At 71.4% G+C, this 18788-nt stretch carries 18 protein-coding genes; 15 read left to right on the forward strand and 3 right to left on the reverse strand.

Annotated features, from left to right (window positions below; all coding sequences use genetic code 11):
- Positions 1-45: 45 nt before the first annotated feature.
- From ACIQPR_RS25920 to ACIQPR_RS25940, 5 genes are all read left to right on the forward strand, one after another.
- On the forward strand, positions 46-1128 hold the full coding sequence (locus tag ACIQPR_RS25920; RefSeq protein ID WP_403652519.1) for a PotD/PotF family extracellular solute-binding protein: 1083 nt from the start codon (positions 46-48) through the stop codon (positions 1126-1128).
- A 2-nt stretch (positions 1129-1130) separates the two neighbouring features.
- Positions 1131-2219, forward strand: coding sequence for an ABC transporter ATP-binding protein (locus ACIQPR_RS25925; RefSeq protein WP_403652522.1), 1089 nt, complete (start codon positions 1131-1133; stop codon positions 2217-2219).
- A 76-nt stretch (positions 2220-2295) separates the two neighbouring features.
- On the forward strand, positions 2296-3087 hold the full coding sequence (locus ACIQPR_RS25930) for a carbon-nitrogen hydrolase family protein (protein WP_403652525.1): 792 nt from the start codon (positions 2296-2298) through the stop codon (positions 3085-3087).
- Between the two features lie 8 nt (positions 3088-3095).
- The gene (locus tag ACIQPR_RS25935; protein WP_403652527.1) at positions 3096-3785 is read left to right on the forward strand and encodes an RraA family protein; all 690 of its coding nucleotides are present in this window, start codon (positions 3096-3098) and stop codon (positions 3783-3785) included.
- 92 nt (positions 3786-3877) lie between these two features.
- The gene (locus ACIQPR_RS25940) at positions 3878-4594 is read left to right on the forward strand and encodes a 3-keto-5-aminohexanoate cleavage protein (RefSeq protein WP_403652530.1); all 717 of its coding nucleotides are present in this window, start codon (positions 3878-3880) and stop codon (positions 4592-4594) included.
- Between the two features lie 48 nt (positions 4595-4642).
- Here the strand turns inward: ACIQPR_RS25940 and ACIQPR_RS25945 are convergent, their stop codons facing one another.
- The 3 genes from ACIQPR_RS25945 to ACIQPR_RS25955 all read right to left on the reverse strand — a co-directional run bounded on the left by ACIQPR_RS25945 (position 4643) and on the right by ACIQPR_RS25955 (position 7948).
- Positions 4643-6055, reverse strand: coding sequence for a cation:dicarboxylate symporter family transporter (locus tag ACIQPR_RS25945; protein WP_403652533.1), 1413 nt, complete (start codon positions 6053-6055; stop codon positions 4643-4645).
- Between the two features lie 324 nt (positions 6056-6379).
- Positions 6380-7138, reverse strand: coding sequence for a methyltransferase domain-containing protein (locus ACIQPR_RS25950; protein WP_403652536.1), 759 nt, complete (start codon positions 7136-7138; stop codon positions 6380-6382).
- 177 nt (positions 7139-7315) lie between these two features.
- Positions 7316-7948 (reverse strand): hypothetical protein, encoded by a 633-nt coding sequence (locus ACIQPR_RS25955; RefSeq protein ID WP_403652539.1) that lies wholly within the window; start codon positions 7946-7948, stop codon positions 7316-7318.
- Between the two features lie 274 nt (positions 7949-8222).
- Here ACIQPR_RS25955 and ACIQPR_RS25960 point away from each other — a divergent pair, with 274 nt between their 5' ends.
- The 10 genes from ACIQPR_RS25960 to ACIQPR_RS26005 all read left to right on the forward strand — a co-directional run bounded on the left by ACIQPR_RS25960 (position 8223) and on the right by ACIQPR_RS26005 (position 18763).
- The gene (locus ACIQPR_RS25960; RefSeq protein WP_403652542.1) at positions 8223-8924 is read left to right on the forward strand and encodes a hypothetical protein; all 702 of its coding nucleotides are present in this window, start codon (positions 8223-8225) and stop codon (positions 8922-8924) included.
- 74 nt (positions 8925-8998) lie between these two features.
- Positions 8999-9754, forward strand: a complete 756-nt coding sequence (locus tag ACIQPR_RS25965; protein WP_403652545.1) for a DUF1775 domain-containing protein — start codon at positions 8999-9001, stop codon at positions 9752-9754.
- A 330-nt stretch (positions 9755-10084) separates the two neighbouring features.
- Positions 10085-11146 carry an ABC transporter substrate-binding protein gene (locus tag ACIQPR_RS25970; protein WP_403652547.1) on the forward strand — a complete coding sequence of 354 codons (1062 nt, stop codon included), beginning with the start codon at positions 10085-10087 and terminating at the stop codon, positions 11144-11146.
- A 28-nt stretch (positions 11147-11174) separates the two neighbouring features.
- Positions 11175-12809 (forward strand): sugar ABC transporter ATP-binding protein, encoded by a 1635-nt coding sequence (locus ACIQPR_RS25975; protein ID WP_403652550.1) that lies wholly within the window; start codon positions 11175-11177, stop codon positions 12807-12809.
- Positions 12802-13755, forward strand: coding sequence for an ABC transporter permease (locus tag ACIQPR_RS25980; protein WP_403652553.1), 954 nt, complete (start codon positions 12802-12804; stop codon positions 13753-13755). The genes ACIQPR_RS25975 and ACIQPR_RS25980 overlap by 8 nt, the downstream gene beginning before the upstream one ends.
- The gene (locus ACIQPR_RS25985) at positions 13752-14699 is read left to right on the forward strand and encodes an ABC transporter permease (RefSeq protein ID WP_403652556.1); all 948 of its coding nucleotides are present in this window, start codon (positions 13752-13754) and stop codon (positions 14697-14699) included. The genes ACIQPR_RS25980 and ACIQPR_RS25985 overlap by 4 nt, the downstream gene beginning before the upstream one ends.
- Positions 14696-15895 (forward strand): M20/M25/M40 family metallo-hydrolase, encoded by a 1200-nt coding sequence (locus tag ACIQPR_RS25990; RefSeq protein WP_403652559.1) that lies wholly within the window; start codon positions 14696-14698, stop codon positions 15893-15895. Before ACIQPR_RS25985 ends, ACIQPR_RS25990 begins: the two co-directional genes overlap by 4 nt.
- The gene (locus tag ACIQPR_RS25995) at positions 15886-16614 is read left to right on the forward strand and encodes an MBL fold metallo-hydrolase (protein WP_403652562.1); all 729 of its coding nucleotides are present in this window, start codon (positions 15886-15888) and stop codon (positions 16612-16614) included. The genes ACIQPR_RS25990 and ACIQPR_RS25995 overlap by 10 nt, the downstream gene beginning before the upstream one ends.
- The gene (locus ACIQPR_RS26000; protein ID WP_403652565.1) at positions 16611-17405 is read left to right on the forward strand and encodes an IclR family transcriptional regulator; all 795 of its coding nucleotides are present in this window, start codon (positions 16611-16613) and stop codon (positions 17403-17405) included. The genes ACIQPR_RS25995 and ACIQPR_RS26000 overlap by 4 nt, the downstream gene beginning before the upstream one ends.
- A 152-nt stretch (positions 17406-17557) precedes the next feature.
- Complete coding sequence (locus tag ACIQPR_RS26005; protein WP_403652568.1) at positions 17558-18763, forward strand: hypothetical protein; 1206 nt, start codon at positions 17558-17560, stop codon at positions 18761-18763.
- Positions 18764-18788: the final 25 nt, after the last annotated feature.

The following is an 18788-nucleotide window of genomic DNA, read 5'->3' on the forward strand; positions in this document are numbered from 1 at the left end:
ACGGCCGTACGTCCACCCTCAGGCACGTCCTCGAAAGGCCCTGTCATGTCTCGTCGTACCTTCTCCAGAGCCCTTCTCGCCACATCCGTCGTCACCAGCACCGCCCTGCTCGCCGCCGCCTGCGGCGGATCCGGCTCCGACGCCGTGTCCTCCTCGGGCGGCGGCAAGAACCTGAACATCTACGCCTGGGCCGGGGAGATCCCCGACAGCGTGGTGAAGGGCTTCGAGAAGGAGACCGGCATCAAGGTCACCGTCGACACCTTCGACAGCAACGAGACGATGACCGCCAAGCTCAGCTCGGGATCGTCCGGCTACGACCTGGTCGAGCCCAGCCAGTACACCGTGCAGCAGCTCATCGGGCAGAAGCTCATCCAGCCCCTGGACCACGCGCAGATCAAGGGCCTCAGCAACCTGGCCGCGAAGTTCCGCGACCCGTCGTACGACAAGGGCAACAAGTACAGCGTCCCGTGGATCTGGGGGACGACGGGCTTCGCCTACAACGACAAGTGCGTGAAGTCGGCGACCAGTTGGAAGACGCTCTTCGACGCGAAGTACAAGGGCAAGCTGTACATGCTCGACAACATGCTGGCCGCGTACATCGCCGGCCTCCAGGTCACCGGGCACCGCGCCACCAGCACCGACAAGGACCAGATCGCCGAGGCCACGTCGGCCCTGGAGAAGCAGAAGAAGATCCTCGCGGGCTACAACTCCACCAACTACGCCCAACTGCTCGCCAGCGGCCAGGCCTGCGCGGCCGAGGCGTGGAGCGGCACCGCGATGGCCAAGGTCGTGCAGTCCGACTCCCACGTCCACTACGTGATCCCCGAAGAGGGCGGTTCCGTCTGGACCGACGGGCTCGCGATTCCCAAGGGCGCCAAGAACACCACCTCCGCCTACAAGTTCATCAACTACCTGCTGCGTCCCGAGATCGCCGCGAAGGCCACCGACGACGGCTCCTCGGCCAGCGCCAACCAGGCCGCCCGCGCCTACATCAAGGACAAGGCGGCCCTGAGCAACCCCGCGATCTACGCGCCCGACTCCGCCATCACCAAGGCCGACTTCCTCCTCGACCCGGGCACGGCGATGCAGTACTTCCAGCAGGGCTGGACCAAGGTGAAGGCGTCCTGACCATGACCGTCGTCTCCCCGCCCCAGACCGATGCGCCGGCCGTCAGACTGACCGCGATCGGCAAGTCGTTCGGCGCCACGCACGCCGTCCGGGACGTCACGCTCGACATCCGCGACAACGAGTTCTTCTCCGTCCTCGGCCCGTCCGGCTGCGGCAAGACCACGCTGATGCGCATGATCACCGGCTTCGAGGATCCCACCGAGGGCACCATCGAGCTCGGCGGCGTCCCGGCCCACGGTGTCCCGCCGCACAAGCGGGACCTCAACATGCTCTTCCAGAGCTATGCCCTCTTCCCGCACCTGAACGTACGCGACAACGTCGCCTTCGAGCTGAAGGTGCGCAGGACCCACTCCAAACAGGAGCGGGCCGAAGCGGTCCGCGAGGCCCTGGCCCTGGTCCGCCTTGAGGGCTACGGCGACCGGGCCGTCTCCCAGCTCTCCGGAGGCCAGCGCCAGCGGGTGGCCATCGCCCGCGCCCTGATCGGCCGGCCCTCCCTGCTCCTGCTCGACGAACCGCTCGGTGCCCTCGACAAGAAGCTGCGGGCCGAGATGCAGCTGGAGCTGAAGAAGATCCAGCGCGAGGTCGGGGTCACCTTCGTCACGGTCACCCACGACCAGGAGGAGGCCCTGACGATGTCCGACCGCATCGCGGTCATGCACGGCGGACGGGTCGTGCAGGTCGGCACCCCGGAGGACATCTACGAGCGGCCGGCCACGCGCTTCGTCGCCGAGTTCATCGGCACCTCCAACTTCCTCACCGGAAAGGCGGACGGCGCCGTCCTGGCGGTGGACGGCCTGGGCACCGTGCCGCTGCCGACCGGAGCCTTCACCGGCACGGCCCATCTCGCCGTACGCCCCGAGCACGTCCACATCGGCACGGGGGACTCCGCGCCCCCGGCCGGCCGGGCGGTCCTGCCCGCCACACTCCAGCAGGTCGTCTACCTCGGCAGCGCCACCCGCTACCACCTCGCCCTCGCCGACGGCGGGACCTTCGTCGCGGAGAGCCACGGCGCGGCCCCCGCCGGCCTCACCGCCGGCGGTCCGGTCCTGGCCCACTGGGACCCGCAGGCGTCCCGGCTCCTGACCGAGTGACCACAACCCGCCTCACCGGAGGCCGACTTCACACCCGCACGCCCGTAACCCACCCCCACAGCAAGGAGATACGGCCTTGAAGGTCGCCGTAGCCCAGTTCGCCCCGACCGCCGACACCGGGGCCAACCTCGCCACCATCGACGAGATGGTCGGCGAGGCCCAGTCGGCGGGCGCCGAACTCGTGGTCTTCCCCGAGGAGTCGATGATCCCCTCCGACGCCGCCACGCGACCCCTGCGCGACATCGCGGAACAGCACTGGCCCGAATTCCTCGAAGGCCTGTCCCGCATCGCGACCGCACACGGCACCGCGGTCATCGCCGGCGGCTACGAGGGCAGCGGCGCCGCCCTCCCCTACAACACCATCGCGGCCGTCTCCGCCGAGGGCGAACTCCTCGGCCGCTACCGCAAGATGCATCTCTACGACGCCTTCGACTACCGCGAATCCCGCGAGGTCCAGCGCGGCGAGGACGGCCCCTGCGTCGTGCGCATAGGCGAGTTCAACGTCGGGCTCGTCAACTGCTACGACATCCGCTTCCCCGAGTTCACCCGCTCCCTGGTGGAGATGGGCGCCGATCTCCTGTCGGTGTCGGCCGCCTGGGTGCGCGGCCCGCTGAAGGAGGACCACTGGACGACGCTGCTGCGCGGCAGGGCGATCGAGAACACCTGCTGGGTGGTGGCCGCCTCGCTCACCACACCCGACTGCATCGGGATGAGCATGGCCGTCGATCCGCTGGGCATCGTCCGCGGCGCGCTCGGCGAGGAGGAGCGCGCCCTGTTCGTGATCGACGCCGACAAGCACCGCATCGACCGCGCCCGCACCGTGCTGCCGGTGCTCCGCAACCGCCGCATCATCATCGGACCGAGGTGACCACCAGCATGCCGCTCGATCTTCGCCCCCTGACCGAACTCCCGCCGCTCGACGCCCGGTTGGCGGCCCGTCTCGCCCAGGTCGACTTCCCCACCCTCGGCCACTACCTGGAGGAGGGCTTCTGCGACCCGGGGCTGCGACGGGTGGCCGGAGCGGGCCGGCTCGTCGGCCGGGCGGTGACCGTACGCATCACGCCCACCGACTCCACCCTGCTGCACCACACCGCGAGCCTGGTCGGCCCCGGCGACGTCGTGGTCGTCGACTGCGGCGGGGACCGCCGGCACGCGCCCCTCGGCGAGGTCGTCGTCAACGCCCTCGCCGCGCGCGGGGCGGCCGGTGCCGTCGTGGACGGCGTCTGCACGGACATCGACGCACTGCGCGAACTCGCCCTACCGGTCTACGCGTACGGCACCTCGCTGCTGACCACCAAACTGCACGGCATCCCCGACGGCAGTGTCAACGCGCCCGTCAGCTGCGGCGGGATACCGGTCGGCCCCGGTGACCTGGTCCTGGGCGACGCCAACGGACTGCTGATCGCCCCCGCCGCCCGCCTCGCCGCCGTACTCGACGAGGCACTCCTCGACGACGCCGAAGAACCCTCGCTCGTGGCCGAGCTGTACGCGGGGCAGCCCCTCGGGGAACTCACCGGGGCCACCGCGACGGTGACGAAGCTGCTGGCCGCGGCGGAACACTCGTAGCCGACGACCGTCCACCCCCGACGACCGTCCACCAGCCATTCCTGCACACCAACTCCCGCACACCAACTCCCGTACCCGACAAGGAAGATCCCGTGTTCCTCAAGGCAGCCGTCAACGGCGGACTCAGCAAGACCGAGCACCCCGCGGTCCCCGTCACCCCGCGGGAACTCGCCGCGGACACCGTGGCCGTGATCGCCGCCGGTGCCGACGTGGTGCACCTGCACGTCCGCACCCCGGACGGCGGCCAGACCATCGAGCCCGCCGCCCTGGCCGAGGTGCTGCGCGAAGTCCGGTCCGCGGCGCCCGGCGCGACCCTCGGAACCACCACCGGCCTGTGGACCTGCTCGGGTCCCGAGGAACGGTACGCACTGGTCAAGGCATGGGAGGTGCTGCCCGACTTCGCCTCCGTCGCCTTCAGCGAGGAGGACGCCGCCGCCACCGCGTCCCTGGTGTTGGCTCGCGGCATGGACCTGGAGAGCGCGGTGTGGAGCCTCGACGACATCCCCGCGCTGCTCGCCTCACCGACGCTCCACGACAACGTACGCATCCTCATCGAGCCGATGGACACGGAACCCGCCGCGGCCGTCACGCACGCGCGGGCGATGGCCTCGCGCATCCGTGCCGCCGGGGTGACCTGCCCCCTCCTCTACCACGGCGAAGGAAGCACGACCTGGCCCGTGTTGCGTGCCGCGCTGGAGGACGGCCACCAGACACGCATCGGCTTCGAGGACGGCGTTCACCTTCCCGACGGCACCCTGGCGGCGGACAACAGCGCCCTCGTCCGCGCCGCCCGCGCCTTGGCGACCTGACGGCGGATTCCTGTCGGCGCGGTCAAGTCGGGCCCGAACGGCCGTGGTTCAGTCGGCCCGGACCGGGCGGTGCAGGTTCGCGGGCTCGGCGGGCCGGGCGGCGCCGGGCTCCTGGGGACTCCCGCCCGGCGCGACCGCGTCCTCCGCGAGGTCGGGGTCGGCCACGAACGCGGACTCCCCGTCCAGGACCCGCTTGGCCCGCGTGATGTCCAGCGCGCCTTCCCAGCGGGAGACCGCGAACGCGGCCACGCAGTTGCCGAGGAGGTTGGTGGCCACCCGCATCGAGTCCATGATGCGGTCCACGCCCAGCAGGAGGGCGACGGCCCCGGCCGGGATGACGCCGAGCGCGGAAGCGGTGGCGGACAGCGCGAGGAACGCCGAACCGGGCACGCCCGCCATGCCCTTGCTGGTGAGCATCAGCATCAGGACGACGGTCACCTGCTGGCCCAGGGTGAGGTCGACGCCCACCGCCTGAGCGATGAAGAGGGTGGCGACGGAGAGGTAGATGGAGGCGCCGTCGAGGTTGAAGGAGTACCCGGTGGGCAGGACGAGGCCCACGGCGTCGTCGCGGCAGCCCGCGTGGCGCAGCTTCTGCATCATCCGGGGCATCACGGTCTCGCTGGAGGCGGTCCCGAGGGCGAGGAGCATCTCCTCGCGGGTGTAGCGGACGAACTTCCACAGGCTCAGCCCGGTGAACGCCTTCAGCGCGACCGCGAGCAACAGGAGGAACAGCGCGGCCACCGCGTAACTGACGCCGATGAGCTTGCCGTAGGTCGACATGACGCCCAGGCCGTACTGGCCGACGAGGTGGGCGGTGGCGCCGAAGACCGCGAGGGGCGCGAGTTTCATGACGAAGCCGACGATCGCGAAGACGATCTCCTGGACCTGGTTGACGGCCGGCAGGATCGCGGGGACCTTCGTGAGCCCCAGGTGGAGCAGGGCCGCGCCCACCAGGCAGGCCAGGACCAGGACTTGGAGGAGCGAGTTCTCGGCGAAGGCACCGACCGCGCTGTCGGGCAGGGCGTGCAGCAGGAACTCGCTCGTCGACGGCAGCGCCGCGCCGCCGGTCTTCGCGTCGACCGCGGTGGAGTCGAGAGTGGCCGGGTCGACGTGCATGCCCGCACCGGGCCGGACGAGGTTGCCCGCGAGGAGGCCGAGCAGCAGGGCGAAGGTGGTCGCCACCTCGAACCAGATCAGCGCCTTGACACCGATGCGGCCGAAGGCCCGTAGATTCCCGGCCTTCGCTACGCCGGTGACCACCACGCAGAACACCAGCGGCGCGATGACCGCCTTGATGAGCCGCACGAAGCCGTCGCCCAGCGGCTGGACGGCGGTCCCGAGGTGGGGCCAGAGGCGGCCCACGACGAGTCCGAGCAGCAACGCGCAGGCGACCTGCGCGAACAGTGACGTACGCAGCAGACGTGCGGTGCGGCGTGGCAGGGACGGTGCGGACAGCGGCACGAGCTACCTCCGATACTTGTTCCGCCATACGGAATTCATATTCCGCTGATCGGGGGCAACTATGGTTCAAGGGACGTCTTCGCAGAAGGCCACGAACCGTCACCGTCGAAATATTGGACGTTCATCCAAGCGGGGGGATCGCCCGAACCGGCCCTGGTGCGGGAGCCCGTGCGGGCTCGGCCGACGCGGCTCGGCGGCCGTCGCGGCGCAGGGGGAGGGCGGTGAATGTGTCTCGCCACCCGGTGGGTCGGACCCGCTCGGCGTGGGAGCGTGGGGAAGTCCGGCTCACCGGGTGGCGAGTGGCAGGGCCTGAGCTGAGCCAGGTCAGGCCGTGTTCTTGAAGACGAGCACCTCCGTGGACGCCACGCCCAGGGGAACCAGGAAGTCCGCCTCAAGGCTGAAGCCGAGCGTCGCGAAGAGGTCCACGCAGGTGCCGCGAGGCATGGCGGCAGGGAACGAATCGTGGCCCGATCCGCCCTTCGTCGCCCAGACACGCATCGTCTCCGGGTCGAGGCAGGTCTCCGTCATGACGTCGAAGACGATCCGTCCACCCGGTCGCGTGACGCGGGCCATCTCGAAGAAGTAGCGGCAAGTGCCGAGGAAGGTCAGCGTGTTGAAGACCTTGTGGGCCTGGACGAGATCGACGCTGTCGTCCGCTGTCGCGTCGAGACTGAATCCGGTCACCGGTCGGGCGACCACTCCGAACGTGTCCACCAGGTGGTTGGCCCAGGGCTCCGCCGTCTCGTATATCTCGTAGCGGCTGGGCGAGCACTCCTTCAGCGTCTTCTCCAGGTACCGCCCGGACCCGGGGCCGATCTCCAGCACCGTGTCCGGCTTCGCGGCGAAGACCCCGAGGGTCCGTAGTCTGTCGACGGTGGACTGGGTGGCTCCCGGGGTCCCGTTCATCACCTCGTCGATGTAGTCACCCACCGACAGTCCGGCCGCCCGCGCCGCTCGCATCGTCGGCTCGAAGGGGATGAAGTCGTCGACGCCTCCCTGGGGGGTGGTGCTGCGCACGAGTTGGAACCCCGTGCGTTCCAGGAGCCGCTTCGCCCCGGACTTCGCTCTGCCTGCTGCGGTCATCGGTCCACTCCTTCCCGGGCGGCCCATTCCGCCCGGTCTTGCTCCGTGCACAACTCGTACGTACGCCTTGAGCGAGTGCTGGCGCGCTCAGTGAGGACGACGGGCGTAGCCGCTCGCGTCGTCTGTGACATGTGGTTCATGGGACACCGGCCGCCGTACGGATACCGCCGTGACGGATCAGACGGCGGCGTACGGCGGGGCGAGGGGCGGAGGGCCGCGGCGGACCACCGCGCCGGTCAGCAGAACCGATGACGGGGGAATCCGTGCCGGCCCGGAACGCGTGCGCCAGTCGGGTCCGGACTCTGACATCTCGTCAGGTGGGCAGCCCGGAACCAGAAGCCTGCGCAGCAGTGCGCGCAACGCGCTCCACTCCGCCCCGGCCGCGTACAGCACGCGGCGCACACTGTCGTCGAGTCCGTGCAGCAGGACCGCGCAGAGCAGGGCCAGCAGGATGTGGCCGATCGCCACGGGCCACCCCGCGAGAACGGAAGACGGCAGCAGTCCGTGTTCGCGGAGCGTGACAGGGCTGTCGGCGAGGACGAACCAGTACCCGATGACGGCCTGGGAGCCGAACGCCAACAGCACTTGGGTACGGAGGGACTTGTTGCTCCCGGCGCCGGGCAGCGCCACGGCGAACAGGAAACAAGCCGCCAGTGCCTTCACGAGGCGAGACGGGTTCGATGCGAAGGCCAGGTCATGCACGATCACCGTGACCATGGTTCCGAGCAGGGAGAACATGCCCGCGCGGGCGGCTGCCATCACCGCCGCAGGCGGTATGTGGCCATGACGGCGCACATCGAGAACGCGCAATGCTCCCCCCTCCGACAATCAGCCATCATGGGCCCTACCGCACGACTTGTCATCCTTTTCCGTCCTGTCGGCCCGGGCCTCGCGCCCTGTCCGACGCCGCGGCGCCGCCGGGCTCGCCGATGTGGCCGAAACCCTGCCCCGGTGAACGGCCCCACCGGCCCCCACGTATACGAAAAGGTGAACGCCCGGGACCTTCGCCACCCCGAGAGTCCGGTGGGGCTCGCCCTGTCGCTCGGCACGCGGCCCTGAGCGCCTGTGGGGGAGGATGGCGGCCGTGCCGCCTGATCACATGACCGGGTACGAGCGACGTGCCGGAGCAGTCCGGGCCAGCCGCGCGGGAGCGTGCGCGCGGGCCGGCCTGTTCGCCGTGCTCGGCACGGTGCTCGCGACGCTCGGGCATCACGCGATCGCCGAAGGCGCGCTGCCCTGGCGCCTGTTGGGCGCGATGACCGCGGCCCAGTTCGCGGCGGTCTGGCCGCTCGCCCGGCGTCGCTACGCGCCGGTCACGACGGCCGTCGTCATGCTGGCCGCGCAGGGCGTGCTGCATCTCGCGCTGTCCCGCACGGCCTACGTCACCTCGCTGGCGATGCCACGACACGCCCCGCACGCCGGGTCCATGGGCGTCGCCGGGGACGGGCACGCCTGGCATCACGCCGGGGTCGCGATGACGACGGTGCACACGGTAGCCGCGCTGACGGTGGCCTGGCTGCTGCACCGAGCCGATGTGCGGGTGACGGCCGCCCTCGGCACGCTGCGCACGGGGGTCAGGGCCGCCGAGGCGGCTCTGGCGCACGTGCTGCCGCGCCTGATGGCCGACCCGGACCGCTTGCTGCCCCAGTTGTTCGTTCGCGGCACGGCAGGGTTCTGCGTGGCTGCGGCAGCGGCACACGCACAGGAGGAGGTACTGGAACACGCGGTGGTGCGCAGGGGGCCACCGCGACGGGAGCACCTTCCGGTCCTCCACCGGTCCCGGTAGCCGTAGCCGCCGGACCGGACTTCCCTGTACCAGCAAGGAGTTCCCCTGTGTCCCCCATGTCCCCCGTGTGTGCTGTGTCCACGTCGCCTCGACCCCTGACGCGCGTCGGCCGCCGTGTCGCTCTTACCGCTGCGGTCGCGCTGACGGCCGCACTCGCCACCGCCGTACCCGCCGCCGCGCACGCCGAGGTCGAGGCCGACCGGCCCCGGGCCCTGGCCGAGAACGTCACCCTCAGTTTTGTCTCCGAGGCCGAGTCCAGCTCGGCCGGCTTCGCCGCGCTGCGCGTCGTGCTCCCCGAGGGCATCGCCCCCGGGGACGTGACCCTCGGCGAGGCCCCCAAGGGCTGGAAGCTGACGGCGGCTTCCGACGGGTACACCGTGAGCGGCCCCGCGCTGAAGCCCGGCGTCGACGCCGAGCACGAGATCGAGGTCCGGCAGTTGCCGGACGCGAAGGAACTCGTCTTCAAGACCGTCGAGACCTACAGCGACGGGAAGATCTCCCGCTGGATCGAACTGCCCACCGGCGACAAGGAAGCCGAACAGCCCGCACCGGTACTGAAGTTGAAGGCGGCGGCGCCGGGCGCCGAGCCGGTCGGTCCCAGTACCAGCCCCAGTCCGAGTTCGAGCCCGGCCACCAGCGCGACACCGGACCCGTCCCCCTCGGCCACCGTGACCGCAGGTTCGGACACCGAGGCCAAGGCCACGAACGCGGACGACGGCGGCTCGACCGGAGTCGGCATCGGCATCGGCATCGGCCTCGCCGCAGTGGCCGTTCTCGGTGGCGTCGGATGGTGGCTGGTGCGGCGGCGGAGCGCGTCGCCGGAAAGCTGACGTCCACCGCCGCCGTCCCGGGCCGAGCGCCCCGGGACGGCGGCGGGCGCTCCGGCGCCCACGGCCCTGGGCCGATCCGTGTCGCGGTGGTGACCGCCGCCCGATGTGATCGGCCATGTTGTGCAATGCGAAATTCTGTAGTGCAGATGTGGTGCGCGGCCGAGCGCGGCCATAGGTTCCCCTCTCAACAGACCGGTCCTCACCGGGCGCAGCGCTCCTACCTGCCGGAACGCCGATGTTCCGACATGCGCGTACGCCCTTCCCCCACCCTCGCCCCCGCCAGGGGGCACCCCTGCCCGGACTCATCCCGAGGGAACCGAGGAGCTTTTGATGAACGCACGCTCTGTACGCGGTGGAACGGCGGTCGTGGCCTCCCTGTGCGCCCTGGCCGCACTCACGGCCTGCGACGTCCAGAACAGCAGCACCTCCGCCGGCAGCAGTGCCTCGGCGGCCACCGCGAAGAACCTCAAGGTCGGCTGGTCGACCATCTACCTGACCCCGTCGTGGATGCAGCAGACGCTGAAGATGCTCAACGGAGATGTCGCCACGCTGAAGAAGGCGGGCAAGGTCTCTCAGTTCAAGACCTTCAACGCCAACGGCGACACGTCGCAGCAGATCGCGCAGATCCGCGCCATGATCCAGCAGAAGTACGACGTGATCCTCGTCGACGCGGGCTCCTCCACCGCCCTCGATCCCGCCCTGGAACAGGCCGTGTCCGCGGGCATCACGGTCGTCGCCTTCGACTCGCTGCCCGACAGCACCAAGGTGATCAGAGTCGGCACGGACCAGAAGGCGTGGGGTTCGATGATGGCCACGTGGCTGGCGAAGAAGCTCGGCGGCAAGGGCGACATCATCGCCATGAACGGGCCCGCGGGAGTCTCCGTCAGCGAGGACCGGTGGGCGGGAGCTGCGGCGGTCTTCAAGAAGTACCCGGGCATCAAGATCGTGAGCAATGTGCACAGCGAGTACAACCTCGCTCCGGCCGCCCAGTCCTTCGCCTCCGCCTACTCCGCGCACCCCGGCATCCAGGGTGTCTTCTCGCAGGGCGGCGCGCTCTCGGCCGCCGCGTTGCAGACGCTGGTCAAGCAGGGCAAGAAGCTCGTTCCGATCACCGGCGAGAACTACAACGGCTTCCTGAAGCTGTGGCAGGCCCAGAAGAAGAATGGATTCTCCTCCTATGCCACCGCCCAGCCCAACTACCTGGCCGTGATCGCCATGGAAGCCGCCGTCGCCAAGAGGGAAGGCGTCTCCGTACCGCAGGACATCACCGTCCCGCTGCCCGAGATCACCGACGACAACCTCTCCCAGTACGTCAAGACCGACCAGCCGGACGACTCGTACCCGATCAACGACATCTCGCAGTCCGAGATCGACAAGCTCATCGGAAAGTGAAGCCGAAGGCGAAGCCGGGGGAGTGGCCATGGCGTCCGTGCTGAACGTGGAGCAGGTCTCGAAGTCCTTCGCGGGCAATCAGGTGCTGCGCGAGGTGAACCTCACCGTCGAACCCGGCGAGGTCCTCGCGCTCGTCGGGGAGAACGGGGCCGGCAAGTCCACCCTGCTCTCCCTCGTCACCGGACTGCTCGCACCGGACTCCGGCCGCGTGGTCCACCGGGGCGTCCCCGTGACCCGGGCCTGGTCCCCGCACCGCGCCCGGGCCGCCGGGATCGGCTCCGTCCACCAGGAGTTGAGCCTCAACCCGCACCAGAGCGTCGCGGAGAACGTCTTCCTCGGCGCCTGGCCCAGCCGGCACGGCCTGGTGCGGTCCCGTGAACTCGCCGCGCGGGCCCGCCCGTTGCTGGAGCGGGTCGGCCTGGACGTCGACCCGCGGCTGCGCGCCGGCCGGCTCCCGCTCGGCAGCCTCCAACTGGTCGAACTGGCCAAGGCGTTGGCGGGCGAACCCCGGCTGCTGATCCTCGACGAGGTCACCTCCGCCCTCGACGAGGACCAGGTGGCCGCCGTCTTCCGGGTCGTGCGCGCACTGCGGGAGGACGGCGGCTCGGTGATCTTCGTCAGTCACCGCATGGCCGAACTCTTCGCCATCAGCGACCGGTTGACGGTGCTGAAGGACGGAGCGGTGACGGCGACCCGGGAGCGGGACCGGACCGATCACGACGACGTCGTACACCTCATGATCGGGCGGGAGCTGTCGGACCTGTTTCCCCCGAAGGCTTCCGGCGCGGACGCGGATGCGCATGCGGTTGCGGCCACGACGCGTGAACCGCTGCTCCAGGTGCGGGAGTTGACTGTCGCCGGTCGCTGCGCCGGGGTCGACCTGGACCTCGTACCCGGTCGCATCCTCGGCCTCGGCGGGCTCCAGGGGCAGGGCCAACGCGAGGTGTTGCGCGCCCTGTTCGGCCTCGCCCGGCACACCGGACGGGTCACGGTGGACGGGCGGCCGGCGCGGATCGCCTCCCCGCGCGAGGCGATCCGGCACCGCATCGCGTACGTGCCCGAGGACCGCAAGACCGAAGGGGTCCACACCGCACGCAGCGTCCGCGACAACCTCGCCCTGCCCAGCCTGCGCGAACTCGCCCCGGCCCGCCGCCTGACCACAGTCTCCCGCGGCGCCGAGTCCCGACTGGTCGCCGAACTCACCGAGCGGCTGCGCATCAAGGCCGCGTCCCCGGCGCAGGAGGCGCGGCGCCTGTCCGGCGGCAACCAGCAGAAGGTGGCCCTCGCCAAGTGGCTGCCCACCGCGCCCCGCATCCTGCTCCTGGCCGAACCGACCCGGGGCATCGACATCGGCACCAAACGCGAGATCTACCACCTCCTGCGCCGCCTCGCCGACGAGGGCATGGCGGTCCTGGTCACCTCGGGAGACACGATGGAACTGGTCGGACTCTGCGACGAGGTGACCGTGCTGTACGAGGGGTCGGTCGTCGACCGCCTCTCCGGCGCCGACCTCACCGAGGAACGGCTCGTCCGGGCGTCGGTCACGGGAGCGGCCACGGCGGCCGACACGGAAGCCGCGGAAAGCGCCGGACCTGGTGCGGAAGCCGAAGCACCGGTCCCGGGACCGGACACCTCCGCGCCCGGGAGCGTGGCCCATGCGTGAGCGTCTGGCCTCCGCCGCCCGGGGCAACACCGAGATCCTCTGGCTGCTCGGCCTCCTCCTCGTCCTGCTCGTCGCCTACCAGCACTACGACTCCGGGCTGTTGACCCCGGCATCGGTCACGATCCTGTCGGCCCAGTTCCTCCCGTTGATCCTGGCCGCGGCCGGGCAGACGTCGGTGATGCTGCTCGGCGGCATCGACCTGTCGCTCGGGTCGGTGCTCGGCCTCGCCATGGCCGTGTTCGCCACCCAGGACGCGCACAGCGCCGGCGGGGTCGCGGCAGCGGCGGTCGTCGCCCTGTGCGTGGCCGTCGGCGCGGGCGCGGTGAACGGCACGCTCGTGGCGTACGCGGGACTCCCGCCGATCGTGGTCACGCTGGCCGCCTCGTTCCTGTGGAGCGGTGTCACCCTGATCGTCCTGCCGCAGCCAGGCGGACATGTGCCGGGCGGACTGGTGGACGCGTACAACAACGGCTGGAACGGCGTCGCGGTGCCCGCCCTGGCACTCGTCGTCGTCCTCGCCGTCTGGAAACTGCTCCGCACCACCCGGCACGGCCTCGCCCTGTACGCGGTCGGCGGCAACGAACACGGCGCCTACGCCAGCGGGTTGCACACCCGGGGGGTGAAGATCGGCGGCTACGCCTTGGCGGGCGCCTTCACCGGGCTCGCCGGGATCGCGCTCGCCGTGCAGACCGGTTCGGCGGACCCCACCATCGGCGCGCCGTACACCCTCAACTCCATCGCGGCCTGTGTCCTCGGCGGCATCAGCTTCTTCGGCGGGGCCGGCCGGATGCGCGGGACGGTCCTGGGCGCGCTGGTGATCGGGCTGCTCACCAACCTGCTGCTGTTCACCGGGATCTCGCCGTTCTACCAGCTCGTCGCCCAGGGCGTGATCCTCGTGGCGGCGCTCGCCCTGAAGACGTACGTCACGAAGGAGGCAGACGTATGAGCACAGTGAGTGCCGCGGCCGTTCTGCGCGGCAGCCGGGCCGCCTGGGCGTTCTGCGTGCTGGCGGTGACCTGGTTCGGGGCGGTGCTGTTCGCCGACGGCTTCGACAGCCTCGCCAACTTCCGCTACCTGGTGCAGACGGCGTCCTTCCTGGGCATCGTCGCCGTCGGCCAGACCCTGGTCGTCGTCATGAGCGGCATCGACCTGTCGGTGTCGGGGGTGGTGGCCCTGTCGGCGGTCGTCTGCGCCAAGGTCGCCTCCGGCACGGGAGGCGGGATCACGGCCGTGCTGGTCGCCCTCGCGCTGAGCGCCCTCGTGGGCGCGGTGAACGCGGCCGGTGTGGTGTGGCTGCGGGTACCGCCGATGGTGATGACGCTGGCCAGCGGCACCGTCCTCGCCGGTGCCCTGCTCGTCTACACCGACGGCTCACCCAGCTCGGCACGACTGCCCCTGCTCGACTCGCTCGCCAACGGGCGCCTGCTGGGCGTCCCTTGGGCATTCGTGCTGTGGCTCGTCGTCACGGCCGCCGCGGGCTGGCTGCTGCACGCGTCCCGCACCGGCCGGTACGCCTTCGCGCTGGGCTCGGGCGAGAGCGCCGCCCGCGCCTCCGGAGTGCCGCTCGCCGCCACCGCGTTCACCGCGTACGTCGGCTGCGCCCTGCTCGCCGGAGTGGCCGGTCTGGTGCTCCTCGGCTTCACCGGCACCAGCTCGCTGACCATGGGCAACCCCTACCAACTGCTGTCCATCGCCTCCGTCGTGCTCGGCGGCACCTCCATCCTCGGAGGCCGCGGCCACCTCCTGGGCACCGTCGCGGGCGCCCTGCTGCTCACCCTCCTCACCGCCCTGCTGACGTCCTGGAACCTCTCGGAGGGCGTACGCCAGGTCGTCCTCGGGGTACTGATCATCGGCCTGCTGCTGGTCTACGCGAGGGAGCGTCGCACATGACGGAACTGGACCCGGCCCCGCTGCTGACGGATCTCGTACGGCTGCCCAGCGTCAACCCGCGCGGCGGACCCGGTGACGGGGGCGAGACGGCCGTCGCCGAGTACGTCCGTGACTGGCTCGAACGGCACGGCGTCCGGGCCGAGTTGGACGAGGCGCTGCCCGGCAGGTGCAACGTGGTGGCCGTCGTGCCGGGGCGCCTGGAGACGGCCGTACTGCTGGAGTCGCATCTCGACACCGTCGAGGTAGGCGGCATGACGGTGCCGCCGTACGACGGTGAAGTGCGCGATGGTCGGCTGTACGGGCGCGGAGCCTGCGACGCCAAGGGGCCGCTCGCGGCCTTCATGCTGGCCGCCGCCGAACTCGCCCGCGGCGAACCGCCGTTGCACACCGTGGTGCTGGCCGGGGTGTGCGACGAGGAGCACGAGTACCGCGGGGTCGTGCGGCTGCTGGAGCGGCTGCGGGGGCGTAGGTTCGTGGGCGCGATCGTCGGCGAACCGACCGGACTGGTGCCGGCCGTCGCCCACAAGGGAGTGGTGCGCTACACCGTGCGGACGACGGGCCGGGCGGGGCACAGCTCACGCCCGGAGGAGGCCGTGAACGCGATCTCGCTCATGGCCCCGGTCCTCGCCCACCTCGCCGTGACCCCTCCGGCCGTCGCCCCGCACCCGCTGCTCGGCCCGGCCACCCGCGTGGTCACCCGGATCCGCGGCGGCACCGGCCCCAACACCATCGCCGGCACCTGCGAGGCGGACGTGGACCGGCGCACGCTCCCCGGGGAGGAACCGGACCTCGTCTGGCGTCGGGACCGGGACGAACTGGCTTTGCTGGGAGCCGAGTTGGATCCCCCCTTCCTCGTCGACCACGCCCTCGACACGCCCGCGGACTCGGCCCTGGTGACCGCGCTGCGCCGAGCCCTCGTCGCCCTCGGCCGCCCCGACGACGTCGCGGGCATGCCCTTCGGGACGGACGCCAGCAAGATCGCCCGGACAGGCGTGCCGACGGTGGTCTTCGGCCCCGGTTCGCTGCGGGACGCCCACGCGGCGGACGAATCGGTGGAACTGGCGGAGGTGGAATCGGCCGCACGGACCGTGATCGCGACCGTACGCGGCATGGACGCGGCGGACGCCACCGATCTGACGGACGTCACCGTCGCGGCGGACGCGATCGACGGGCGGCAGGAGTCGTCATGCGGCTGACCGACCACGTCACCCTCGTGGCCAGCGGGGCCGCCGGGTTCGATCTCACCGACCCGCTGGACTGCCACGTCTACCTGGTGCGCGGCACGCGCCGCAGCGCCCTGATCGACGCCGGCGCCGGACGCTCGGTCCCCGACATCCTGCGCACCGCGAGCACCCGGCCCGAGCTTCTCCTGCTCACCCACGGGCACGCCGACCACGCCGGCGGGGCCGCCGCCCTGGCCGAGGAGCTGCCCGGCCTGAAGGTACTGGCCGGGCGGCAGGCCGTCCGCTGGATCGCCGAGGGCGACGAAGCAGGCCTCAGCGTGGACAAGGGGAAGGCCGCCGGTGTCTACCCGGCCGACTACTCCGTACGGCCCTGCCCGAGCGTCGAACCGGTCGCGGACGGCACGGCGTTCGACCTCGGCGGCGGGGTCGTCGTACGGGCCCTGGCCACCCCCGGCCACGCGGACGGCCACATGTGCTACCACCTCACCACTCCGCACCACCGGGCCCTCTTCTCCGGGGACTGCGTCTTCACCGGCGGCCGGATCTCCCTCCAGAACCTGCACGACTGCCGCGTACCGGAGTACGCGGCCAGCCTGACCCTGCTGGCCGCCCTCGACGTGGACGCCCTGTTCCCCGGCCACCACGAGCTCTCGCTCAACAGAGCCGGACGTCATCTGGCCGCCGCCCGTGACATCGTGGTCCGTGGCCTGTTGCCCAGGAGTACGACATGACGACGACACCACCGTCCCGACGCAACCAGTCCTCCTCGCTGCGCCGCGCCATCACGGTCCTGGTGTACGTCCGCGACCACGCGGGCAGGGGCCGGGGCGTGTCCCTCACCCAGATCGCCGACGACCTGGGCGTCAACAAGAGCACGGTGCTGCGGCTCGCCGCGCCCCTCATCGAGGCCGACCTGCTGGTGCGTGACCGGGAGACCGGCTGGTTCCGGCTCGGGCACGGCACCCTGCGGCTCGGACAGGCGTACCTGTCCTCCCTCGACCTGCGCACCGCCGCCGCGGAACCGCTCCGGCTGCTCCAGCACGCGGTCGGCGAGACCTGCCACCTGGTCGTGTACGAACCGCCGGACGTCGTCTACATCGACAAGGTCGAGAACGAGGCCAGCGTCCGCATGGCCTCCCGCATCGGCAGCCGGGTGCCCGCGTACCGTACGGCCGTCGGCAAGGCCATCCTCGCCTGGCAGGGCGAGGAGACGTTCCACACCGTGGTGGCCGCGGGGATGCCCCCGGTCACCCAGTACACGGTGACCGACCCCGCACGGCTGCGTGTCGAGCTGGAACGCGTCCGTCAGCGCGGCTACGCCATCGACGACCGCGAGAACGAACCCGAGGTGCGGTGCGTCGCCGCGCCCGTCTTCGACCACACCGACGCGGTGGCCGGCGCGCTGAGCGTCTCGGGCCTGACCACCCGGATGACCCCGGCCCGGGTCCGCGAGGTCGGCCCCATGGTCGTCCGCACCGGCCTGGAGATCTCCCACGTGCTCGGCTCCGCCCGGGGGCGCTGAACAGCAGGTCCTGAACAGCAGGTCTTGGACAACAAGTTCTGGACAACAGGCAAGGCGGCCCGGGCATCCCGCGCGGGCGGGCCGGCCGGGCAGACCGAACCACCCGTGCACACAGGCCGAGCGACGTCGGCCGTCCGAAAGGAACCCACCTCGTGCGATCCGCCCTCTACACCTTCGTCGAGGACCTGCGCGCCGAAGGCGTCGGCCCGGTCCTGGACCGCGTCCTCGGCACCTACGGCTGCGACACCGTGACCGTCGCCGCCGCCTACCACCGCGCCCGCGACGTCACTCCGCACGGCCCCGCCCGGGTCACGCTGCGCCAGGACGGCGTCCACTTCACACCACCGGCCGACCTCTTCGACGGGGCCCGCCTGATCCCACCCGTCCAGCCCGGCGCCGCCCGCGAACCCCTGCGCGAGCTGCGCCGGGCCACCGAGGAACGCGGCGCGGCCCTGCACGGCTGGACCGTCTTCCTGCACAACACCACCCTCGGCCTCGCCCACCCCGACGTCACCCAGGAGAACTGCTTCGGCGACCGGGCCGCCCCCGCCGACCTGTGCCCCGCCCACCCGGACGTGCGCGCCTACGCCGTCTCCCTGGCCCGTTCCGTCGCGCGCCTCGGCGTGGACGCGGTCGTCGCGGAGTCGCTCCACTACGGCACGTTCGGCCACGGCTACCACCACGAGCGCAGCTTCGTGACCCTCGGCCCGTTGGAGGAGTTCCTGCTCGGGCTGTGCTTCTGCCCGCACTGCGCGCGGCACGCCGAGGCCCAGGGTGTGGACGCCGCCAAGGCACGTGCCGTGGCGGTGGAGTCGGCGGGCCGGGTGCTCGACGGCGCCGCCCCTGTCCCGGGACCCCTGGGCAGCCTCGACGACCTGCCCGGCCCGGTCGCCGCCTACGCGCGGGCCCGCCGCTCGACCGTCACCTCACTCGCCGCGGCCGTCAGCGACGCCGTGGCGGACGAGGGCTCCGACCTCGTCTTCCTCGACCTGACCGGTGCCGTCAAGGGCTACGCGGACGGCCTGCCGACCGGGGCGCCCGCGGCCGAGGACGCCTGGTGGACCGGGGTCGACCCGGCGGCCGTGGGCGCGGTGGTGCCCGGTTACGCCGTACTCGCCTACGCCCGCGACCCCGCCCGAGTCGCCACCGACACCGCGGCCTACCGCGCCGTCCTGCCGGACACCTGCGCCCTGCGGACCGTACTGCGCCCCGGCGCCCCGGACACGGAGTCGGCCGAGGCGCTGGCGGCGAAGACGGCGGCGGCCCGCACGGCGGGTGCGGAGGCCGTCGACTTCTACCACTACGGTCTGGTGCCGTTCCCGGTGCTCGAACGGGTGCCCACGGCCCTCGGCCGATGAAGCCAGCAGGACGGCTGGACGGCCG

The sequence above is a fragment of the Streptomyces sp. NPDC091280 genome (assembly GCF_044768565.1).
Classification (GTDB): domain Bacteria; phylum Actinomycetota; class Actinomycetes; order Streptomycetales; family Streptomycetaceae; genus Streptomyces.

Coding starts and splice junctions, on each gene's coding strand:
- ACIQPR_RS25985 (WP_403652556.1), top strand. CDS start 13,752: ATGAGCACAGTGAGTGCCGCGGCCGTTCTGCGCGGCAGCCGGGCCGCC.
- ACIQPR_RS25980 (WP_403652553.1), top strand. CDS start 12,802: ATGCGTGAGCGTCTGGCCTCCGCCGCCCGGGGCAACACCGAGATCCTC.
- ACIQPR_RS26000 (WP_403652565.1), top strand. CDS start 16,611: ATGACGACGACACCACCGTCCCGACGCAACCAGTCCTCCTCGCTGCGC.
- ACIQPR_RS25935 (WP_403652527.1), top strand. CDS start 3,096: ATGCCGCTCGATCTTCGCCCCCTGACCGAACTCCCGCCGCTCGACGCC.
- ACIQPR_RS25970 (WP_403652547.1), top strand. CDS start 10,085: ATGAACGCACGCTCTGTACGCGGTGGAACGGCGGTCGTGGCCTCCCTG.
- ACIQPR_RS25995 (WP_403652562.1), top strand. CDS start 15,886: ATGCGGCTGACCGACCACGTCACCCTCGTGGCCAGCGGGGCCGCCGGG.
- ACIQPR_RS25925 (WP_403652522.1), top strand. CDS start 1,131: ATGACCGTCGTCTCCCCGCCCCAGACCGATGCGCCGGCCGTCAGACTG.
- ACIQPR_RS25920 (WP_403652519.1), top strand. CDS start 46: ATGTCTCGTCGTACCTTCTCCAGAGCCCTTCTCGCCACATCCGTCGTC.
- ACIQPR_RS25975 (WP_403652550.1), top strand. CDS start 11,175: ATGGCGTCCGTGCTGAACGTGGAGCAGGTCTCGAAGTCCTTCGCGGGC.
- ACIQPR_RS25950 (WP_403652536.1), bottom strand. CDS start 7,138: ATGACCGCAGCAGGCAGAGCGAAGTCCGGGGCGAAGCGGCTCCTGGAA.
- ACIQPR_RS25990 (WP_403652559.1), top strand. CDS start 14,696: ATGACGGAACTGGACCCGGCCCCGCTGCTGACGGATCTCGTACGGCTG.